The following is a 19,271-nucleotide window of genomic DNA, read 5'->3' on the forward strand; positions in this document are numbered from 1 at the left end:
GTGGCTCTGGCTCATCAAATGCCGAGCAGCTTCAGGAACAGTTGGTCGCGCTTCACGGACTCGGTGCTCCAGCGCCTCATTCCCCGCGGCGTCATCACGGAGGTCGTCTTCACGCAGTCAAACCACTCGAGGACTTGAATCAGGGACCTGGCCTCAAGCCATTTCTTGAGACTGACTTCCAGATCGAGCTCGGTCTTCGTCTTCCCATCCTTTTCCGTGCCGAGCCGCTCCTTGATCTCGCCAATCCGCTTGGTGAGGTAGCAGTGGTAGCCGAGCGCGACAAACTGCACGAAGAGCCTGCCCTGAAGGCTGTCAGGGTGCCAGACGCGTGGGCGGCTCCCGTCCATGCCATTCTTTTGGACATTGAAGAGCTCCTCAATCTTCTCCCTCAGCCTGTAGGACTTCAGCGCCTCCTCGGCGTCCTTGACCTCATTGGAGACAAGCGCGAAGAAACCGAAATACTTCCTGGCCTCGCGGAAGGCCTCGTCTCTGAAGGCCACCTTCAGCTTCCCGCCGCGGCCCACGGTCGAACAGTGGAGGAACTTCTCCGCCTTCTTTTCGCCCGCGGGGGAGAGCTGCTCGCCAGCCTCGACGAGCCTCTTGAGCTCGAACAGGTCGTTCACCAGCCTCTGCTCGTCCTTTGTGGCGCGGTCCCTGGAATAGCAGACATGGACATAGAGCCTGCGGCTGAAGGTCTCCGCCTCGCCGGCGGCAATGCCGCCGCGGCTCCTCTGCCTGACGACGGACAGCTCCTTCATGACCATTTTCGAGGCGCAATGGACCGAAGTGTCGAACGAGCAGACGGAGGACACCGAGTCGAGCCTGTCGCGCAGCTCGTCGACGATCTCCCGAATCCAGAGGGTGGAGGGCGAGGCGAGCGTCAGGAACTTCATGCTGTTCCGTGCGAACTCCGCCATGTTCGCCTGGCTGTAGAAGCCGTTGTCCGTAACTACGACGGGCTTGTCGATGTCGAAGCACTGGAGCTGGCGGATGGCGTTCTGGATGGAGATGACGTCCGGCACGTTCCCCGGCTGCTTCGCGAAGGCGACGGGCTGGCGGTCATTCACCGAGTAGAGCGTGAGCAGCTTGACGGTGTCCAGCCCGTCGCCGTCCTTGTTGAATCCCTGGCGGGCCTCGGCCTGCCCCGAGCTGTAGGTCGAAACCGTGGTCGAGTCGAAGGCGATGCTCGGGGACGTCTCGAGCCTTGCCGCCCGGGAGGCAAAGAACTTCTGCTGCCCGTCGCCATCCTTGCCGACCTTGTCGAAGAGCTCGCTGCAGGCGCTTTCGCCCAGGCCTTCCTCGTAGGGCGTCGGGTGGCCGACCTGCCAGGCCTCCATGCGGGGGATCGCCGCGCCGTCCGTGGCGATCAGGTAACGGGCGATGGTGGCGATCTTCTGAGCCGCGGCCGTCCCGAAGGCGCTTTCAAGCCCCTTGTCGATCCCGGTTTCCCTTGCGACAAGGTCCAGGATGTCAGCCAGGCAGGCGTGCTCGATGGAGGCGGAAGCCTCCTTCTTAGACCTGCTTTTAGGCCTTGTCGGAACAATTTCGCCTGTCTCAGGGTCTAGTTTGCCCAAAAGCTTGTTTTTCAACGTGACGGTCTTCTGCGTCTCCCGGTCGTACTGCGTGTGGCGCTCGTAGACGTAGACATCCCCATTGGCGCGGGTTACGCGGCGCTGGCCGACATGGATTTTTCCGGTATAGGTGCGGGACATGGCTGGCTCCAATAATGTTATCTATATTATATATAGTAACACTAAATGGGTCAAGAAAAAAACGCAGAAAACATCCCCTTTCTGCGGTCTACTCAGCCGAAATCAACCGAACGTGTGCCTGTTGTAGAACTTTCAGGTTCGTCTGAGACTCCTTTGAGCCAATGCCACTCTCCGCATGACTATGCGTCATGAGGCGGTTTTCTGCTGTCCGAAACTTTCAGACCGTAGACCCGCTTTCCCTTACCGTTTCAGCCGCGGACAGAAATTGACCCGCCCTTTGAACCGATTTCACTTGATTCATAAATGACGGGCGAGTACACTTTTTACGTACTCTTTTTACATACTTGATTTTCATTCGTGAACGTACGGAAGCCCAGAAGCAGGCGGCAATGGCTGTTCTTCAGAATTCCAGAGTTCATCCTGAAATCCTGAAACAGGTTCACGGGAGACATCAACTTCACAAGGAGCTGCGATGCTGCAGGCGATTCTGCATGGCAAGGCTGGCCGTATCGAACAGGACGGGGAATCTATCAGCTGGCGTGACGCGTTCAAACGGCGCGAGGATCTGCTGACTGCCGTCTTTTTTGGCCGCGTGCCTCACCTTTCGGACGATGCCTTGGGCGCGGTTCTGCGCTTTCTGCTCGGTGACGACAATCCGATAGATCCTTCCACCTTTGACAAGCTGGAGCTGTGGCCATACCTGGAATTGAAGCCTGAACATGCTGACCCTGAGCGGGAGTCTGAACATGTTGAGCCCGATGTGATGCTTCGCTTTGAAAACTCATTGGTGGTTATCGAGGTCAAGCCCTCATTCGGGGGCTATCAGTATCAGGATCAGTGGCAGCGCCAGACCAAAGCGGTGGTCGGCGATAACAGTTTTGACAAATATGCAGACCGGCTTTACTACGTGGCGCTCGCCCATACTCCTACCGCCCCGCTGACTCGCGAGGAGCTGCCCCAACGTTTTCGCCGAATGACGCTGCGTGAATGGGGATCGCTCCGCTACTTTCTGCAAACCGCCCCCGAGTTTGACTCCTGCCGACAGGATCGCGCCATTCGTGAAGAGTGGATGCGGGCATTTGAGCTCTTTGGTATGGCACCAGTAATACCCGAGTGGAAGCTCTTGTTTGCCTACTCTGCAAACGAGGTGAACTTGGGTTGCGGGGTGAAGTCGTTTCCCATCCTGACCTCACCGACTGAACACACTGCTGACTGGGCCGCCCTGGTCGACTATGCCGGGCCACTGCGCCTCTCTCCCCACGATTTCTCCTTTTTGAATCACTGACTTTGGCTAAGGATGCCGCTATGAACCTAAATTCCCGCTCTGTTAGCTGTATTTTTTAACAAAAGTCTATTGATTTTCCAAATAGAAAATTTAAAAAAAGGGTTGATTTATAGGTAAAACATACGTATAATATAGACATATATAATCTCTTTTGCAGCCCTTGCGATATGACTGATCACAATCCGATCCTTCCCGAAGATGCGCGTATTGTCCGAATCAAAGACACAGAGTACGTTGCAATCCATAAGTATTGGTGGGATAAAGAAAAAAAGCGGGGCCAACAAAAAAGGCGATATATTGGCAAGCTTGTTGATGGAAAATTTGTTCCGAACGCAGCTTATGCGGCAGAGCTGAAGCTGACCCGTGTCAAAAAGACCACTGATAAGCGTCAGAAATTTGATCATGACAAAACGTTCGGAACAACCGCACTCCTTACTCAAGCAGCAGAAACCTCGGGTTTAACTGATGATTTGAAGAAAGTTTATGGTGAGGGGAAGGCCGCCATGATGGTAAGCCTGAGGGTGAGGAAAATTTTGTGGGTGACTCTGAGATAATTGCTCTTGGAGGAGCCTCAAATGAAACGAAAGACAGACCCCTTGGATAGTGTTGCAGGACAGATTTTAGAAAACGCCAAGAAATCCGGGCTTGAGATTAATACCGCAGAGGATGCGGAAAATCTTATGGCCCATATGCTCGGTCGGCTGCTGACTCAAATGCTTGACGGTGAAATGACCAATCATCTCGGTTACGAAAGAGGCGGTAAACGTGTCACCGAAAATGAGCGTAACGGGCATAGTTCGAAAACCCTCAAATCGTCCAGCCTTGGAAATATCCGTATTGACGTACCCAGAGACCGCAAGGGAGAGTTTGAGCCGAGGGTCGTTCCTAAGCATAAACGCCAGCTGGCGGGGTTTGAGGACAAGGTTCTGGCCTTGTACGCCAGAGGGCTCTCAACCCGGGAAATTCAAGGCTTTCTCTATGATGAATACGGTATGGAGACCAGTGCCGAATTTATCAGCGATGTTACGGACGCCATCCTTCCTGAGGTTGAAAAATGGCAGAACCGTCCTCTGGATCCGTTTTATACAACTGTTTTCTTTGACGCTATTCGAGTCAAAATCCGAGGTGATAATGGCATTGTTACCCCGAAAGCGGTCCATCTTGCCTTGGGCGTAAACGCCCAGGGCCGCAAGGAAGTTTTGGGGATGTGGGTCGCTGATAACGAAAGCGCAAAATATTGGCTTAAGGTCTTCACTGAACTCAAAAACAGGGGGGTGTCTGATATTCTGATTGCTGTCACAGACGGACTCAAGGGAATGAAGGAGGCGCTTGAAGCTGCCTTTCCCAACACTCTGCTGCAGACCTGCATTGTTCACCTGATCAGGAACAGTCTGAAATTCGTCGGATATAAGGATTACAAGGCCGTAGCCGGCGCGCTGAAGCCCATTTACCGGGCCGTAAACGCGGCTGATGCGCGGAAGGAACTGGACGCTTTTGCACAGTCGGAACTGGGGCTCAGATACCCTTACATCGCCAAACAGTGGATCGATTCCTGGGATAAGGTGATCCCCTTCTTTGATTTTTCCCCAAATATCCGCAGACTTATTTATACAACCAATGCCATAGAGAGCCTTAATCGGGATCTAAGAAAAGTAATTAAGACCCGAGCTGCTTTCCCTACTGAAACGGCTGCTTTGAAACTTCTCTTTCTGGCAATCCGGAAAGTAGAGAAAAGATGGGTGCGGCCTTCTCCATACTGGAGTGCCGCTATGAGAGAATTGGTTGTGCTATTTGGTGACCGAATCACCCCCTACATCGATTAACCTTGAACGAGCCGCCCACAAAAAATTACACACCCTCGTAAGCCTGGCGGCATATCAAATCATCAAAAACACTACTTCACAGCATAGATTCAAGATTTTTTCTGATACTAACGCCTTGCCAGCCGGTCTTCCAGACAATATCGAGTCTCAAAGACTAAGTGAGTTATCGCAGGATATTGGCTCAGATACAGCTTCATTAAATCGGCTCTTTGCTCTTCGGGCCAAGCGTCTTCCTGAAACAGAATATTTATCATTCGACAGCACACGAATCGCGTCTGAAAGCCGATCTCTGACAGATGTACGAAAAGGAATTAGTAAACGCGGAGGCTACGAAAACCAGATTGGTTTGGCGCTCCTCTACGGTCATAATTCTGGTGTTCCCCTGATGTTCAGGCGATTCGCCGGAAACGTGCCAGATATAGTCACTATGCATGACCTTCTGACTCGATGGGAAAACATCGGAGTCAGTAAAAAAATTATCTCAATTTTTGATCGGGGCTATTGCAGCCGTGAGAATCTTCGGCTGCTCTGCAAGAACAAGCATCACTTCATCATGGCTGCCAAAACTGATCACTCCTTCATCAGGGACGCCATCGAAGATAATCTTCCCGCTTTCTGGGATATGACGAACAACGTTCGCGGTCACAACCTGACCGCTGTTCAAACCCAGGTCACAATACCAGGCACGAAAGAGGACCCAAAATCATGTAGTGTTTGGGTGTACATCTATTACAGTCTTGCAGTTGCAAATAATGAGCAGGATAAATTTTTATCTGATTTGGTAACCTTTGAAGAAGACTGGATTAACGGGTTAGCCAGCCCTGATTCCAAACTTTTGAGATTCTATGAAACACCTGATAGTGAACCCGGTAAAAAGCCTCTGATCAGAAACAATGATGCTGTCAATGAAAAGGTCAGATACATGGGATTCTTTTCAATGATCAGCGATCGAAAACTTGAGTCGAAAGAAATCCTGGAGATCTACAGAACGCGCGACTGCATCGAGAAATGCTTTGGGGTTATCAAGACTGATGTTGGTTTTACAACTACAAGGGGACACTCCGACGTTTCTGTTAATGGACGTCTCTTGTTAGCCTTCATCGCTGCCACAATTGTTTCCTGGCTCATCAAAGCCATGAGTGTTGAAGTGAAAATAGGGAAGAAATCCTATGCACCTCTGCTTGACGAATATTCTCTCATGGAGCTGCTGGAAGATGTGGGGCAGATCCGTTTCTATAGCTCATCAATAGGAAAAGTTTGGCTCGGGGAAATTTTAGGTCGCCACAGACTCGTTTTTGAGCGACTCGGACTGGAAAACTGCCTCCTGAATCCCGCTATGTATAAGTAAATCGGGAATTCAGGTATGAAATACGATCTTCAGCAAACCACCAAGCTGGTTACCCAGCTGCAGCAGGCCCACAGACTCGCGGCCGCTTTCTACATGCGTATCCTCCCGCTATTCGATACGATCGCCTATCAGACGCTGTACTCCGAGTTCTGGTTCTGGGAGCCCACCGAAACTTACACCCCTCCCCGCGATACATATCCCCCATCCGGCACTTCGGCATGGTGCTATCTGCCGCTGTTTGCTTCGACTCATGCCTACCGGGACAAGACATACAGCAAGGCAGTAAAAGGCGATAAAGCGCTGATTTTCCGCAACTATATCGACTACGATTTCCGCAGTGACTCAGACTTGCGTGCAGGTAAGAATACCAAGCCCGATCCTTTGGAAATGTCTGGCAAGGAGGCAGTGGTTGAAGTCAATCTGTACCGTTGCCTGCAGGAAAGCGACTGGAAAATGGTTAAAGAAGCTGACAGGCCCCCTCTTCAACCTGATTGGCAGCAAAGTGGCAAATGTCCTCAATTTGAGTTCTGCTCCATGCATTGGCCGCTCGCCAAGTTCCTTGCTGACCCTAATATCGTTACCAATTGGATCAAAGAGAAGAGTGCTATCGCCAAGCCGGTGACTGGTCCCGAACAAGCCTCGTAACCTGGCAGAGCCTGGTGACGTTATCTACGGTTCCCCGCCGAAGAGTCATCAGGCTCTGACAATCTCCCTTCATATCCGACGCGGAACTACACGCCGCGGTACGTATTCGTCCAGTCCGTGAACCCTTGATTCTTCGCCTGCAGCAGAAGCGGGAGAATCGCGTTTTTAAGCTTCTCGCTGAAAGCTTCTTTGTTTTCAAGCGTCGCGACGAACTGCTCCGCGTTCGGAATCACGTCGCGGTAAGACTCAATCACTTTCCTGAAATGCTGAGTCTCCCGGTTCGCGGTAAGCCCGATGAACTGCACTGAGCAGAAGTCATCAAGGTACGCCGTATCCGGAAGATTGTCGTTTTTGCTGCTGTTTGGGCTCCTGAACGTAGGTACCAGATTCCAGATCTGGTCATGCAGCACGAATTTCCAGGGGACAAAGTGGTCAACCGACATCGGTCCCAGGCTCTCAAGCGCGTCCTTCGTGAAGTGACGGAGCGTGTAGATGTCGTAAACATCGCCATCCCGCTCGATCGCTGAACGCCAGTAGTCCTTCGCACGGGAGAAATCAAGACTGTTCGGGCTGGTCGGCTGAATGAGCTTCTCTGAAATCGCCGGGACGCTCGGGTTCTTCTGCTGCAGGAACTGCGTGAGCTTGAAGTACGTGCACTCCGTGATGATCGGATTATTTTCGATAAAGTACCGCGTCCACTCAGGCGTCAGCTGAATGCCATCCTTACTGATCACGTAAGGCGTCCGGCCGGCGTTCATCGCTTTCTGGCTCAGGTCGCGCGTGAGGTTATCCTTCTTCGACTCAAAGGACTTCCCGAATTCCTTCCGGTACTCCGCGTACTGGTCATTGAACACCGCGGCGATAAAGCGCTGCGGAACATAGCGCGTCATCATCCGGATCTTTTTCTCCACATCCGGATTCTGGATCCCCATAACCGCGGCCACGATATCGTCGTACGACGAATCATCCGGCAGATGGCACTCTTCCCTCACGGCATAGATCAGTTCCGCGAGCTGATCTGAGTACCCGAGATTCAGACGGAAATAGATCACCGGGTACCAGGCGGCTGCCACCATGCGGGCCGTCATCTCTTTAAAGGAAACGAATTCGCGTTTGTTTTCAGACGCGATCCTGAGGAGCGCGAGCATCCAGACGTACTTGTAGCAGTTCGTCGTATTGGCCAGCATCTGCTCAAGCGTCCCCCCTTTCGGAGACGCCGTCGCGATCGCGAATGAAAACACGTTATCTGATGCCATGCGTGGAATGCCTTGATAAATTCCAGATGCGGATTGCCCTATTTTAGGGCGTACTGGTGCAGGAAAAGGAATGGGGCTTTCTCATGGAACCAACCACCCTGGAGTCGGAAAGAATCTCCCCGCCATCAGCAGGCTACAGACGCAGATCGTTCCCGGATATGTAGTCGGATTGCCACTTCGAAAAGCCCTGAATTTTTGCCTGCAGGAGAAGAGCCCCAACCGCGTCCTGCAGCTTCTCCCGCAGCTGCGCCTCGTGTTTAAGGAGATCAGCGATACTTTTCGCATTTGGCATCAGATCACGGTAAGCATCCATAATCGGATCCGCTTTTTTCTTTTTTTTGTTTTTTTCAATATTCTCGGGCTTTTCCCAATCTATATTGGCTTTAAGCCCCAGGATCTGAATATTGCAAAAATCATCCAGAAAATCCCTGTCAGGTAAATTGTCGCTTTTACTGCTGTTCGGTCTGCCAAAGGTTGGCACAAGATTCCAAAGCCGGTCGTGAAGAACAAATCTCCAGGGCACAAAGTGATCGATTGCCAATCCGCCCAGACGATTTAAAGCATTTTCGGTGAATGGGTTCTTCGTGTAGATGTCATACACCTGTTCATTCGACTTGATAGCCCGCTTCCAGTAATTTCTTGCGCTTTTGAATTCCTCGGTTTCCTTTCTCTCCGTCGGTCTTATCAGCTTTTCAGAAACAGCCGGAACGTTAGGATTCCTCCGCTGAACGAACTGGGTCAGCTTGAAATACGTGCTGTCCGTAATCATCTGGCTGTAATCCAGAAAGAACTGTATCCAGTCTGGCATCAGCGTTATGCCGCCTTTCTCAATCACATAGGGCGCCTGAGATTTATTACCCGCCTCTTGGCTGAAAATCTTGACATCATTATCTTTATGACCTTCAAAAGACGAGCCATACTGCCGCTTGCTTATCGCGAGCTGATCATCAAACAAGGATCCAATAAACCGAGAAGGGACATAGCGGGTCAACTTACTGAGTTTGCTTTTCAGCTCTGAATTCCTGCTTTGCAAAATTGCCTCAATGATTTCCTCATAAGAGGCGTCATCCGACAAGGCGCATTCTTTTTGAACGAGCCGAATCTTTTCCTCTAACTTATCTGAGTAACCAAACTTCAGACGGAAATAAACGACTGGGTACCAGGCGGCCGCGATCATGCGGGCAGCCATTTCCTGATTGGAAATAAACCCGGTTTTGCCCTCAGAAACGATTTTGACAAGAGAAAGCAGCCAATAATATTTATAGCTGGCGGAAACATCAGCAACCATCTGCTCGAGCTGGCGTCCTTTTGGAGACGCTATGTTCGCAAACGAAAAAGCGTTATCTGCTGCCATAGATGGATTGCCTTGATTTATACCGGATGCTGAAAGTCCCTATTTTAGGGCGTCTGGCGGTCTTTTCCTCTCGCTCTAGAAATCCGCCTCGTACGCGCCGCTCACCTCGAGCCTCGCGAGAAACGCATCCCTCATCGCGGCTTTCGGAATCACGGACGGGATGGGAGCTCCGGCAATCAATGGATCCGCGAGAACCAGGTCCCGCAGTTTCCAGCCAGAAAACTGCCCGTAGACGAGGTACACCTGATCGAGCCCCTCTTTCTCATCTGCCGTGAGTCCCGGGTCTCCGGTCTCCGAGGAGTTCAGAATCCTGAACCCTGGCTCTTTCCCATATTTCTCAAAAAGCGCCGGAATCACGGGTCCCATCTGCCACACTTCGAAATCCTCTTCGAAAAGCGGCTTTCCGGTCATCGTCAAAGAAAATCCCTGACTGTAATAGAGGAGTTTCTGAAGCACCGGAAGCGTCATGACGTCTCCTGACTCCTCATCCATTTTGGCGAGCAGATACCGGATCGCTTTCTCACAGGCTGTCATCACGGGATCCTCCCTTTGATTCATCCGCGTCACAGTAATGGTTTCTGAGCCGGGTCACCGGAATCCACTTCACGGAAACCGCTGATTTCCCGTGGATTCCAGAGAACCCTCTTTCCCCCATTCTGTCAGGAAAAAGCACGCCTTATTGACCCAAACACGTTTTGTTTCGATTTATCTATATCACTAAAGAGATAAGGATATTGACTTAGGCGGTTAACTGTCTTTTAATGACGTTGCAATCAAAAATTGACAAGTCAATTTGACAGGTTTGAGGGGAGAAACAGCGTGATGAATACCAAATCCATTCGTTTTGCCGCCGTGATGGCAGCCGTGATCGGAGCCTTTGCTTTCCAGGCATCCGCCGCGACCGTAACCACGACCGGCACCGGTGTTGGGAAGGACGGCGATATCAAGGTTCAGGTGACCTTTGACGCGAATAAGATCCAGTCAATCAAGGTCCTCTCTCAGAACGAGAACCCGGTTCTCGCGGAGAAGGTCTTTACAGATCTTAAAGACAACGTTGTCAAAACGAATTCCACGGATCTCGACGCCATCTCAGGCGCCACGTTCTCATCGAAAGGCTTTCTCGCGGCCGTGAAGGACGCGGCGAAGAAGGCGGGCGTGACGCTCACGAAGGACGGACAGAAGTCGCTTAAGAAAGCGGCCTCGATGATTCCGGCGAAGAGCACCTATGACGTGGTCGTCGTGGGTGCCGGCGGCGCTGGGTTCGCGGCCGCGATTGAGGCGAAGAACACCGGGGCGAGCGTCGTGATGCTGGAAAAGATGCCGACAGTCGGCGGCAACTCCCTGATCTCCGGCGCTGAAATGAATGCCGCTCGGAACTGGGTCCAGCCGAAACTCGGGATTCTTGATGACTCCGCCGAACGCCACGCTCAGGACACCTATATCGGGGGCGACAAGAAGGGCGACCTTGAAGTGATCCGCACGATGACGGGGAACGCGCTTTCCGCCGCCAAGTGGGCCCGCGACTATATCGGCGTCCGGTTTGAACCCGATAACCTCTTCATGTTCGGCGGCCACACCCGTAAGCGCGCCCTGATCCCGTACGGCCAGACCGGCACCGAATTCATCACGAAGCTCTACGCGAAGGCGAACGAACTCAAGATCCCGGTCATCACCAATATGAAAGCCGTGGAACTTATCAAGGATGCCTCAGGCCGCGTGGTCGGCGTGAAGGCGACGATGAATGGGCAGAATTACGAGTTCGACGCGAAGGGCGGCGTGGTGCTCGCGACGGGCGGCTTCGGTCACAATGCCGCGATGGTGAAGAAGTACGACCCGTCGCTCGATGAACGCTTTAAGTCCACGGACTCCCCGTCCGCGACGGGCGAAGCGCTCTACATGGCGGAACGCGCCGGGGCGGAACTCGTCAACATGCAGTACATCCAGACCTACCCGATCTGCGACCCGGTCTCGGGCTCGATTGAGCTGATCGCCGACGCCCGGTTTGACGGCGCCATTCTGATCAACCAGAAGGGACAGCGTTTCGTTGAAGAACTCGGGCGCCGCGACGTGATCTCGCACGCGATCCTCGCGCAGCCAGGCTCCTACTGCTGGGTTCTCTGGAACGACAAGATCGGGAATATTTCGAAGACCGTCGAGGCTCACCCGGACGAATACTCCGTCTTCACGAAGACCGGCACGATGAAGACCTGCGGTGACCTGAAGTGCATCGCGGAATTCACGAAGATCCCTTACTCCAACCTCAAGGCGACGATTGACCGCGTGGATTCGATGACGGGGCCGGGGAACGACAAGGACTTCCATAACCGCGGCGGCCTCGTCGATATGTCGCAGGGCAAGTACTACGTCGTGAAGGCCGTTCCGTCGATTCACCACACGATGGGCGGCATCCGCATCAATCCGAAGTCCCAGGCGCTCGATAAGAACGGCAAGGTGATTCCGGGGCTCTATGCCGCGGGCGAAGTGACCGGTGTCACGCACGGCACGAACCGCCTCGGCGGCAACGCCTACGCAGATATCCTCGTCTTCGGCCGCATCGCTGGTGAAGGCGCCGCCTGGGACGCCCTGAGTCTCGGGAAGACCGCGAAGTAACGGGTAAGAGAAAGACCGCCCGAAGGTCACTCCGGGCGGCAGGGGATAGCGGCTCGATCAAGCTTCACACCACCGTTTCCAGCCGCTCTCCCCGGCACTGTCCTTTAAAAAAGTTGCTGAGAACAACCTGACATAACAACAATCGCCACAGAGGAGTACATCAATGCCTTCTGAACAGCAGCTGACCAAAGCCATTATCAACATGGCGGTGGAAGCCTGGCATTTCAAGGAAGCTTTTGAGCAGATGATCGCGAAGGCAAAGCCCGAGGATCAGGTGCGCTATCGGAACCAGCTGAAGTGGTCTCTTCAGAGAACAAAGGAAGCGCTCGCGACCGCGGGGCTTCATGTCGCTGACATTCCGGAAGGAATGCCCTTTAATCCCAGTCTCAAGATCACGGCTGTCAATATGGATGAATTTGAGCCGGGGGATGACATCGTGATCGAGCAGGTGCTCGAACCCACGATTCTCACGGCGGATAACCGGATCGCCCATATCGGATCGGCGACGCTCGCGACGGCAGCGGAATTCAATGCCACGTCAGAACCCGCCTGACCGCTTTTAAAAGAACACTGACACCCGCCGCGATTCCCCTAAGGAACCGCGGCGTTTCTTTATCCGCTCTCCCACCGTTTCATAGATTCTGATAGTTACTGATAGATCCTCTATAGGAACTCATATTTCCTATTAAAAACGATCGCGGGTAATTGACCTCTCATTTTTCACCGTGCCGCGCTTTGATTTCCGCCCTCCCGTATTTCCCTTTCTTTTCAGCGGCATCACCCGGTTTTCCCCTGTTTCCGGGGATCTCCGTAAATCATTCTCATTTGATTAATTTTGATTTACTTGCTGGGTTAGCAAGTTTTTGTTGTCAATCTGTCATTCAAAAATCGGTTCGTTCTCCATAGAATCCGCCCCCAAGAGATGAATCTCATCTCGTCCAGAACAGCAATTCATAAATAAAACAACAGGAAAACAAAATGACCTTCCAACTGACTCGCCGAGCCCTGCTGCAGGGAGCCGGCATCACGCTTGCCGGAAGCGTCTGTCCGCTTACCGCCGTGGCGTCAGGTGTCAAAAAAGCGATTGACGCGATGCCTGACATGTATTGGGGTGCCTGCGTGGTGAACTGCGGCAACCGCTGCGCCCTCCGTGTCTTTACGAAGAACGGCCAGGTGATCCGGATCGAGACCGATAACACATCGAACCCCTGCTGCCCCCAGCCCTATCAGCTGCGGGCGTGCCTCAGAGGCCGCTCCATGCGGCAGCGCCTCTATAACCCCGATCGCCTGAAGTTCCCGATGAAGCGGGTCGGCGAGCGGGGAGAAGCGAAATTTGAGCGGATCTCGTGGGATGAGGCCTATCAGCTGATCGCCGATAACTGGCAGCGGATCCTGAAGAACTACGGCCCGGACTCCGTTTACATCAACTACGCGACGGCGCAGCAGACGTCGGTCAGCGGCTCGAACTGCTGGAAGCGTCTCGCGAACCTCACGGGCGGCTACCTGAATTGGAAAGGTTCCTACTCCTCCGCCCAGATCACTGCGGCCTTCCCGATGACCTACGGCCGCAAGGTCGCGTCCTCTCCCACCGAAATCGCCCACGCGAAGCTCTACGTGTCGTTCGGTGACAACCTCTCTGTCACCCGGATTTCCGGCGGCTCGATGTCCTGGCAGTTCCTGCAGGCGATTGAGAAGAACCACGTGAAGACGATCGTGATTGATCCGATCTGCACGGATACGGTGGCGGGGAAAGTGAATCAGTGGATCCCGATCCTCCCCGGGACAGACGCCGCGCTCTGCGAAGCGCTCGCCTACGAATTCATCACCCACAACTGGGTGGATCAGGAGTTCCTCGATAAGTACTGCGTCGGCTACGACGAGAAGACCCTCCCGAAGAGCGCCCCGAAGAACGGCGACTACAAGTCCTACATCCTCGGGAAGGCGGACGGCGTCGCGAAGACCCCGGCGTACGCCTCGGCCATTACCGGTATTCCTGAAGAAACAATCATCGCCCTTGCCCGCGAGATGGGAACAACAAAGCCTGTCTTTGTCGCCCAGGGACTCGGGCCGCAGCGCCGCGCAAACGGCGAGGAAACGGCACGGGCAATCGCGATGCTTCCGATTCTTCTTGGTCAGGTGGGTCTCCCCGGCACGTCAAGCGGCATGGAAGAGTGTGGCACCGACTGGTGGCCAATCGGAATCCCCCGCGGCAATAACCCCGTGAAAGCCTCGATCCCGAGCTTCATGTGGACAGAGGCGATTCTGCGGGGGCACGAGATGACGGCAACGCACGACGGTGTGAAGGGTGTCGACCGGCTGAAGAACGACATCAAGATGGTGATCAATTCGGGCGGCAACATCCTCATCAACCAGCATAGCGACTGCGGCCGCACGGATAAGATCCTCCGCGACACGTCGAAATGCGAATTCATCGTGGTCTGCGACAACATGATGACCGCGTCCTGCCGGTACGCGGATGTGCTCCTCCCGGATACCCTCGGAAACGAAACCGAGGATCTCGTCGGAAACGGCGACTCGATGGGTGAGACCGCCTTTATCACGCCGATCCACAAAGCCGTGAACCCGCAGTGGGAACAGCGGTCTACCTAAGAAATCTGCCGCGGGATCGCGGAGAAGATGGGGCTTGAAGCCGCCTACACCGAAGGCCGCACGCAGCGGGGGTGGATTGAGTGGGCGTACGAGCAGAACCGGAAGCAGAATCCTGAGCTCCCGGACTTCAAGACCTTCTGGGCCACGGGGCCGCATCAGCTCCTGCACCTCAAGTGGGACCGGATCGCGTTCTCGGACTTCCGGGCGGACCCCGCGATGCATCCGCTGAAGACCCCGTCCGGCAAGATTGAGATCTATTCCGAGCAGCTCGCGAAGATCGCGGAAACGTGGACGCTTCCGAAGGGCGACGTGATCACGGCGCTCCCGAAATTTGTCCGCACGTGGGAAATGGCGGGAGACCCAAAGGCGAAGACCTATCCGCTCCAGTGCTACGGCTACCACGGTCACGGCCGCGTTCACTCTTCCTTCCATAACCTCCCCTGGGTGCGCGAGGCCCACCCGGACCGCGTTCTTGTGAATCCGGTGAACGCCGAGGAACGGGGGCTCTTTGAGGGGCAGAAGGTGCGTGTGTTCAATGACCGCGGCGCGATTGAGATCGCGGTCCACATCACGCCCCGCATCATTCCGGGTGTCTGCGCGCTCCCGCAGGGCGCGTGGTACCGCCCGGTGAAGAAGAACGGGAAGACGGTGGATATCGGAGGCTGCATCAATACGCTCACAAGCCCCCGCCCGAGTCCGCTCGCGAAGGGCAATCCCTCGCACACGAACCTCGTGCAGATTGAACCGATCAGCGCCTGAACTGGAGAAACAACATGAAGCAGCTTGGATTTTTCTTTGACGCAAGGCGCTGCAACGGATGCAAAACGTGCGTAGTCGCCTGCAAGGACGCCCATAACCTGCTGGTCGGGCGGAATTTCCGCCACGTGCTGGAAGTGACGGATGGCAAGTGGTCGAAAGACCCGAAGTCCGGTGCCTGGAAGCAGAACGTCTACGCGTACTACCTCTCGATCGCCTGCAATCACTGCTCAGACCCCGCCTGCGTGAAGGCGTGCCCGACGGGCGCACACCACAAGCGGACGGAGGACGGGCTGGTCGTCATCAACACCGATAAGTGCATCGGGTGCGGGAACTGCGCGAAGGCCTGCCCCTACGGCGCGCCGGAGCTTGATGAAAAGGCTCACAAAATGACGAAGTGCGACGCGTGTCTCAACCGGCTCGAACAGGGCCTTCAGCCGATCTGCGTTGAGGCGTGCCCGCAGCGCGCGCTCGAATTCGGGGATATTGAGGAACTCCGGAAGAAGCACGGGAACGTCGACACGATTTACCCGCTTCCGCAGCCGGCCGCGACTCACCCGAATCTCGTGATCCACGCGCCGCTGAAGCATCCCTGATTAAAGAACTAACGAAAGCAAACCCCTTCTCTCCTTCACCGCGGCTCTGAGTCCACCAGGGCCGCGGCGTTTTTTTCCTGTCACACCGTTCCCTTCATACCGATATTTTTCTCTTATATTCCGAAGCCTTAAACGAAGAAACTTTGATTCAGTCCGCACCCGGGGTCAGAAGGCATTTCGTTTAGTGTTTTATTTAATAACAGCAAAATCCCATATACTGTCTATGTCTCGCTGAATCAATACCTATCAAGCAATCGGGGAATGAGAATGTCTTCAGAAACTGAGCTGACAAACGCCATCATCAGCATGGTGATTGAGGCCTGGCGGTTCAAGGGCAACTATGAGCGGCTGCTTACAGGACTTAAGCCGGCTGAACAGAAACGCTATCTGAATCAATTCAACTGGTACTTCAAAAAGGCGGCTGAGGGACTCGAGTCCGCGGGGCTTCGGGTCGCGGAATTCCCGGTTGGCATGGCATTTGACCCGGGACTCAAGATTTCCGCCGTGAATCTTGAAGATTTCCAGCCTGGCGACCCGCTCGTGATCAAGCAGATTCTGGAACCCACGATTCTGGCCTCCGATGACCGCATTGCCCATGTTGGTTCCGTCATTCTGGAGAAAGCCGCCAAATGAGTACGTATATTGGAATCGATCTCGGCACGACGAACAGCGCCCTCTGTTCCTATGACGGAGCGGAAACCCGGATCTGGAAGAGCCCTGAACAGAATGACGTGACTCCGTCCGCCATTTCCTATGACCGCCGCGGAAACCGCCTGGTCGGCCAGCGCGCCTATCAGGCCGCGGCCGCGAACCCCGATAATGCCGCAGTGCTTTTCAAGCGCCTCATGGGAACCTCAACCCCGATCCATATCCGGGCGCTGGGAAAGGATTTGACGCCTGAGGAGTGCTCCGCGGAGGTGCTGAGAACGCTGTTCAGCTACCTTCCGGAAGAAATCCGAAACGCGCCGGATCTCGGCACCGTGATCACGGTGCCCGCGGCCTTCAATCAGATGCAGCGCGACGCGACGACAGAGGCCGCCCGAATGGCCGGTATCGGCCGCGTGGCGCTGATGCAGGAGCCGGTTGCCGCCGTGATGAGCGTTATGAAGGCTCATCAGATCGATGGCACATTCCTCATTTATGACCTGGGCGGCGGAACCCTCGATATCGCGATCGCGCAAAGCACCGCGGGCCGCGTGAGTCTTCTCTCGCACGGCGGCATCGCGCTCTGCGGCGGCCGGGACTTTGATCGCCGCGTGAGGGAAAGCATCGTGAAGCCCTGGCTCACGGCCAACTTTGACCTTCCCGAAGACTTCTCGATTCATCCGAAATACCGCCGTCTGATGCGGATGGCAGCCCTCGCGGTGGAACGCGCGAAGATTGAGCTCTCAGCGAAAGACTCCGCCACGATCAGCCTCTCTGAAGCGGAGACGCAGTGCGCCGACGAGTGCGGGAGCGAAATCTATTCGACTGCGATCTGACGCGCGATGATTTCAACCAGCTGATCGCTGACTGCGTTGATAAGTCAATCACGGCGGCCCGCGAAGCGATCCAGAAGGCCGGGCTTTCGCCGTTTGATATTGAGCGGATCGTGTTCATCGGGGGGCCCACGAACTATAAGCCGCTCCGCGATAAGGTCTGTCAGGAGCTCGGTGTGGAAGGGAGCACGGAAGTGAACCCGATGACCGCCGTGGCGGAAGGGGCGGCAATCTTCGCTGAGTCCATCGACTGGACCACGAAGGATAATGCCCGGAAATCCTCGAAAGGCTCTCTTTCCACGGGAGGCGATCTCAAACTCACGCTGAACTACATCGCGAGGACGCCTGAAACGAGTGCCCGGGTCATGGTGCAGAGCGGGGAGCCGATTCCTCCGGGATGCGAATTCCAGATTGACAGCCTCGATACGGGGTGGACCTCGGGCCGCGTGCCGCTCGCGAACGGCGCCTTCATCACGGTGATGCTCCCGAAACCGAACATCAATATTTTCAGTGTTTCGGTTTTTGACGCTGAAGGCAACCCGCTGAAGCTCGCCCAGTCCTCCATCATGATCACGAGGACCGCGGCCACGATCGAAGCGATCCCGGCCTCCTATTCGATTGGGGTTGAAGTGCTCGATAAGGTCGGCGGGGATCCGTCACTCGACTTCCTTATCCGTGCCGGTGACCCGCTCCCAAAGAAGGGGAAAAAGGTCTTCAAGGCCGCGCGGACTCTGAAAGCCGGCTCTAACGAGTCCATCAACATCAAGATCTGGGAAGGTGAAATCGAAGACCCGATCACGGATAACCGCCCGATCGGCGTCCTGAAGATCGAGGGCGATGACTTTGAGAACGGGATCATTGAGACAGGCGCCGATCTGATCTGTGAGTATGAGATCGATGACTCAGGCACCATCCGTCTTGAGGTCTCGGTGCCAAGCGTAAGCGGTGTCTTCTCTGCCGGCCACAATTTCTACTCCCGCCAGGAAAGCGCCATCAACTACTCGGACGCCGCGGAGCTGGTCGTGAATGACGCTGACAGCACGCTGGAACGCGTGAAGCGGATCAGTGACGTGGTGATCGACCCGGAGCTTGACCGTCTGACACGGCGCCTCACCCGGGTCCGCAGCCTGAATCCCGATAAGGCACAGACTGAGGACACGCAGGAAGCGATGGAAACGGTGCTCGAGTCACGCCGCAAACTCGCCTCTATCCGGAAGGCTCACCTGAAGGAAATCCGCCAGGCTGAGCTTGATGATGAAGTCCGGGAGTTCAACGACTTCGCCCGCGCTGACGCGAACCCGACCGAAATTCAGTCGTTCGAGTATCAGCAGCAGGCCGCGCAGCGGATTATTGACCGCAATGAGCCGGGGTTTGAGGGATGCCTCAGACGGATCCGCTCGAACACCTTCAGGATCCGGTGGCGTGACCCGAAGTACGTGGTCTCGTACTTCCGCTACTACACCGATAACCCGCATTGGTACCGCGACAAAGCCCGCTTCCAGGAGCTGCTGAAGCGCGGCTGCGGCAGTATCGCCAATCGGAATTATGACGAGCTGCGGGAAATTGTCTATGAGCTGAATTCGATCGTATTCCGGGACGGATCGGATGACGCGGATCTTGCTTCAGACGCGAACATTCTCCGCGGCTGAAGCATAACGAAAGATCTGTCATTCGTTACCTGTCTTTTCCTCTGGCGGACTGATGCCCGCCGGAGGTCCGGAGATCGGTCCGGTAAGCCTCGTATCCGGCAATCCGGCCGCGTCACACCGATAGCGCCGGGGCTATCTCCGCATTATCA

At 54.8% G+C, this 19,271-nt stretch carries 17 protein-coding genes; 13 read left to right on the forward strand and 4 right to left on the reverse strand.

Annotation, left to right across the window (positions count from 1 at the left end):
* Positions 1-14: 14 nt before the first annotated feature.
* On the reverse strand, positions 15-1,712 hold the full coding sequence (locus M4NBBH2_RS11450) for an IS1634 family transposase (protein ID WP_116269441.1): 1,698 nt from the start codon (positions 1,710-1,712) through the stop codon (positions 15-17).
* A 472-nt stretch (positions 1,713-2,184) separates the two neighbouring features.
* Here M4NBBH2_RS11450 and M4NBBH2_RS11455 point away from each other — a divergent pair, with 472 nt between their 5' ends.
* The 5 genes from M4NBBH2_RS11455 (at position 2,185) to M4NBBH2_RS11475 (ending at position 6,813) form a co-directional block, all read left to right on the forward strand.
* Complete coding sequence (locus tag M4NBBH2_RS11455; protein WP_116271079.1) at positions 2,185-2,997, forward strand: hypothetical protein; 813 nt, start codon at positions 2,185-2,187, stop codon at positions 2,995-2,997.
* Between the two features lie 167 nt (positions 2,998-3,164).
* On the forward strand, positions 3,165-3,551 hold the full coding sequence (locus tag M4NBBH2_RS11460) for a hypothetical protein (protein WP_116271080.1): 387 nt from the start codon (positions 3,165-3,167) through the stop codon (positions 3,549-3,551).
* A gap of 21 nt (positions 3,552-3,572) precedes the next feature.
* A complete protein-coding gene (locus tag M4NBBH2_RS11465; protein ID WP_116269219.1) occupies positions 3,573-4,820 on the forward strand; it encodes an IS256 family transposase in 1,248 nt (415 codons plus the stop codon).
* Entirely contained in the window at positions 4,792-6,168 is a 1,377-nt protein-coding gene (locus tag M4NBBH2_RS11470) for an IS1634 family transposase (protein WP_238691422.1), read from the forward strand. Before M4NBBH2_RS11465 ends, M4NBBH2_RS11470 begins: the two co-directional genes overlap by 29 nt.
* Before the next feature lie 15 nt (positions 6,169-6,183).
* Complete coding sequence (locus M4NBBH2_RS11475) at positions 6,184-6,813, forward strand: hypothetical protein (protein ID WP_116271082.1); 630 nt, start codon at positions 6,184-6,186, stop codon at positions 6,811-6,813.
* 86 nt (positions 6,814-6,899) lie between these two features.
* On the opposite strand, the gene M4NBBH2_RS11480 is transcribed toward M4NBBH2_RS11475, so the two are convergent.
* From M4NBBH2_RS11480 to M4NBBH2_RS11490, 3 genes are all read right to left on the reverse strand, one after another.
* Positions 6,900-8,069 carry an HNH endonuclease domain-containing protein gene (locus M4NBBH2_RS11480; RefSeq protein WP_116270640.1) on the reverse strand — a complete coding sequence of 390 codons (1,170 nt, stop codon included), beginning with the start codon at positions 8,067-8,069 and terminating at the stop codon, positions 6,900-6,902.
* 133 nt (positions 8,070-8,202) lie between these two features.
* Entirely contained in the window at positions 8,203-9,423 is a 1,221-nt protein-coding gene (locus tag M4NBBH2_RS11485) for an HNH endonuclease domain-containing protein (protein WP_116271083.1), read from the reverse strand.
* Between the two features lie 75 nt (positions 9,424-9,498).
* The gene (locus M4NBBH2_RS11490; RefSeq protein ID WP_160117807.1) at positions 9,499-9,957 is read right to left on the reverse strand and encodes a Panacea domain-containing protein; all 459 of its coding nucleotides are present in this window, start codon (positions 9,955-9,957) and stop codon (positions 9,499-9,501) included.
* A 288-nt stretch (positions 9,958-10,245) separates the two neighbouring features.
* On the opposite strand from M4NBBH2_RS11490, the gene M4NBBH2_RS11495 reads away from it, so the two are divergent.
* The 8 genes from M4NBBH2_RS11495 (at position 10,246) to M4NBBH2_RS11525 (ending at position 19,122) form a co-directional block, all read left to right on the forward strand.
* The gene (locus tag M4NBBH2_RS11495) at positions 10,246-12,033 is read left to right on the forward strand and encodes a flavocytochrome c (protein ID WP_116270644.1); all 1,788 of its coding nucleotides are present in this window, start codon (positions 10,246-10,248) and stop codon (positions 12,031-12,033) included.
* A gap of 163 nt (positions 12,034-12,196) precedes the next feature.
* Positions 12,197-12,586 carry a hypothetical protein gene (locus tag M4NBBH2_RS11500; RefSeq protein ID WP_116270645.1) on the forward strand — a complete coding sequence of 130 codons (390 nt, stop codon included), beginning with the start codon at positions 12,197-12,199 and terminating at the stop codon, positions 12,584-12,586.
* Between the two features lie 425 nt (positions 12,587-13,011).
* Entirely contained in the window at positions 13,012-14,643 is a 1,632-nt protein-coding gene (locus tag M4NBBH2_RS11510; RefSeq protein WP_238691404.1) for a molybdopterin-dependent oxidoreductase, read from the forward strand.
* A 27-nt stretch (positions 14,644-14,670) separates the two neighbouring features.
* On the forward strand, positions 14,671-15,402 hold the full coding sequence (locus M4NBBH2_RS12115; protein ID WP_238691405.1) for a molybdopterin dinucleotide binding domain-containing protein: 732 nt from the start codon (positions 14,671-14,673) through the stop codon (positions 15,400-15,402).
* A 14-nt stretch (positions 15,403-15,416) separates the two neighbouring features.
* Positions 15,417-15,995, forward strand: a complete 579-nt coding sequence (locus tag M4NBBH2_RS11515; RefSeq protein WP_116270646.1) for a DMSO/selenate family reductase complex B subunit — start codon at positions 15,417-15,419, stop codon at positions 15,993-15,995.
* 267 nt (positions 15,996-16,262) lie between these two features.
* Positions 16,263-16,628, forward strand: coding sequence for a hypothetical protein (locus M4NBBH2_RS11520; protein WP_116270647.1), 366 nt, complete (start codon positions 16,263-16,265; stop codon positions 16,626-16,628).
* On the forward strand, positions 16,625-17,476 hold the full coding sequence (locus M4NBBH2_RS12255) for an Hsp70 family protein (RefSeq protein ID WP_269148217.1): 852 nt from the start codon (positions 16,625-16,627) through the stop codon (positions 17,474-17,476). The genes M4NBBH2_RS11520 and M4NBBH2_RS12255 overlap by 4 nt, the downstream gene beginning before the upstream one ends.
* Positions 17,431-19,122 carry an Hsp70 family protein gene (locus M4NBBH2_RS11525; protein ID WP_269148218.1) on the forward strand — a complete coding sequence of 564 codons (1,692 nt, stop codon included), beginning with the start codon at positions 17,431-17,433 and terminating at the stop codon, positions 19,120-19,122. Before M4NBBH2_RS12255 ends, M4NBBH2_RS11525 begins: the two co-directional genes overlap by 46 nt.
* Positions 19,123-19,271: the final 149 nt, after the last annotated feature.

The organism is Mesosutterella multiformis (assembly GCF_003402575.1).
GTDB classification, from domain to species: Bacteria; Pseudomonadota; Gammaproteobacteria; order Burkholderiales; family Burkholderiaceae_F; genus Mesosutterella; species Mesosutterella multiformis.

Coding starts and splice junctions, on each gene's coding strand:
- M4NBBH2_RS11450 (WP_116269441.1), bottom strand. CDS start 1,712: ATGTCCCGCACCTATACCGGAAAAATCCATGTCGGCCAGCGCCGCGTA.
- M4NBBH2_RS11455 (WP_116271079.1), top strand. CDS start 2,185: ATGCTGCAGGCGATTCTGCATGGCAAGGCTGGCCGTATCGAACAGGAC.
- M4NBBH2_RS11460 (WP_116271080.1), top strand. CDS start 3,165: ATGACTGATCACAATCCGATCCTTCCCGAAGATGCGCGTATTGTCCGA.
- M4NBBH2_RS11465 (WP_116269219.1), top strand. CDS start 3,573: ATGAAACGAAAGACAGACCCCTTGGATAGTGTTGCAGGACAGATTTTA.
- M4NBBH2_RS11475 (WP_116271082.1), top strand. CDS start 6,184: ATGAAATACGATCTTCAGCAAACCACCAAGCTGGTTACCCAGCTGCAG.
- M4NBBH2_RS11480 (WP_116270640.1), bottom strand. CDS start 8,069: ATGGCATCAGATAACGTGTTTTCATTCGCGATCGCGACGGCGTCTCCG.
- M4NBBH2_RS11485 (WP_116271083.1), bottom strand. CDS start 9,423: ATGGCAGCAGATAACGCTTTTTCGTTTGCGAACATAGCGTCTCCAAAA.
- M4NBBH2_RS11490 (WP_160117807.1), bottom strand. CDS start 9,957: ATGACAGCCTGTGAGAAAGCGATCCGGTATCTGCTCGCCAAAATGGAT.
- M4NBBH2_RS11495 (WP_116270644.1), top strand. CDS start 10,246: ATGAATACCAAATCCATTCGTTTTGCCGCCGTGATGGCAGCCGTGATC.
- M4NBBH2_RS11500 (WP_116270645.1), top strand. CDS start 12,197: ATGCCTTCTGAACAGCAGCTGACCAAAGCCATTATCAACATGGCGGTG.
- M4NBBH2_RS11510 (WP_238691404.1), top strand. CDS start 13,012: ATGACCTTCCAACTGACTCGCCGAGCCCTGCTGCAGGGAGCCGGCATC.
- M4NBBH2_RS12115 (WP_238691405.1), top strand. CDS start 14,671: ATGGGGCTTGAAGCCGCCTACACCGAAGGCCGCACGCAGCGGGGGTGG.
- M4NBBH2_RS11515 (WP_116270646.1), top strand. CDS start 15,417: ATGAAGCAGCTTGGATTTTTCTTTGACGCAAGGCGCTGCAACGGATGC.
- M4NBBH2_RS11520 (WP_116270647.1), top strand. CDS start 16,263: ATGTCTTCAGAAACTGAGCTGACAAACGCCATCATCAGCATGGTGATT.
- M4NBBH2_RS12255 (WP_269148217.1), top strand. CDS start 16,625: ATGAGTACGTATATTGGAATCGATCTCGGCACGACGAACAGCGCCCTC.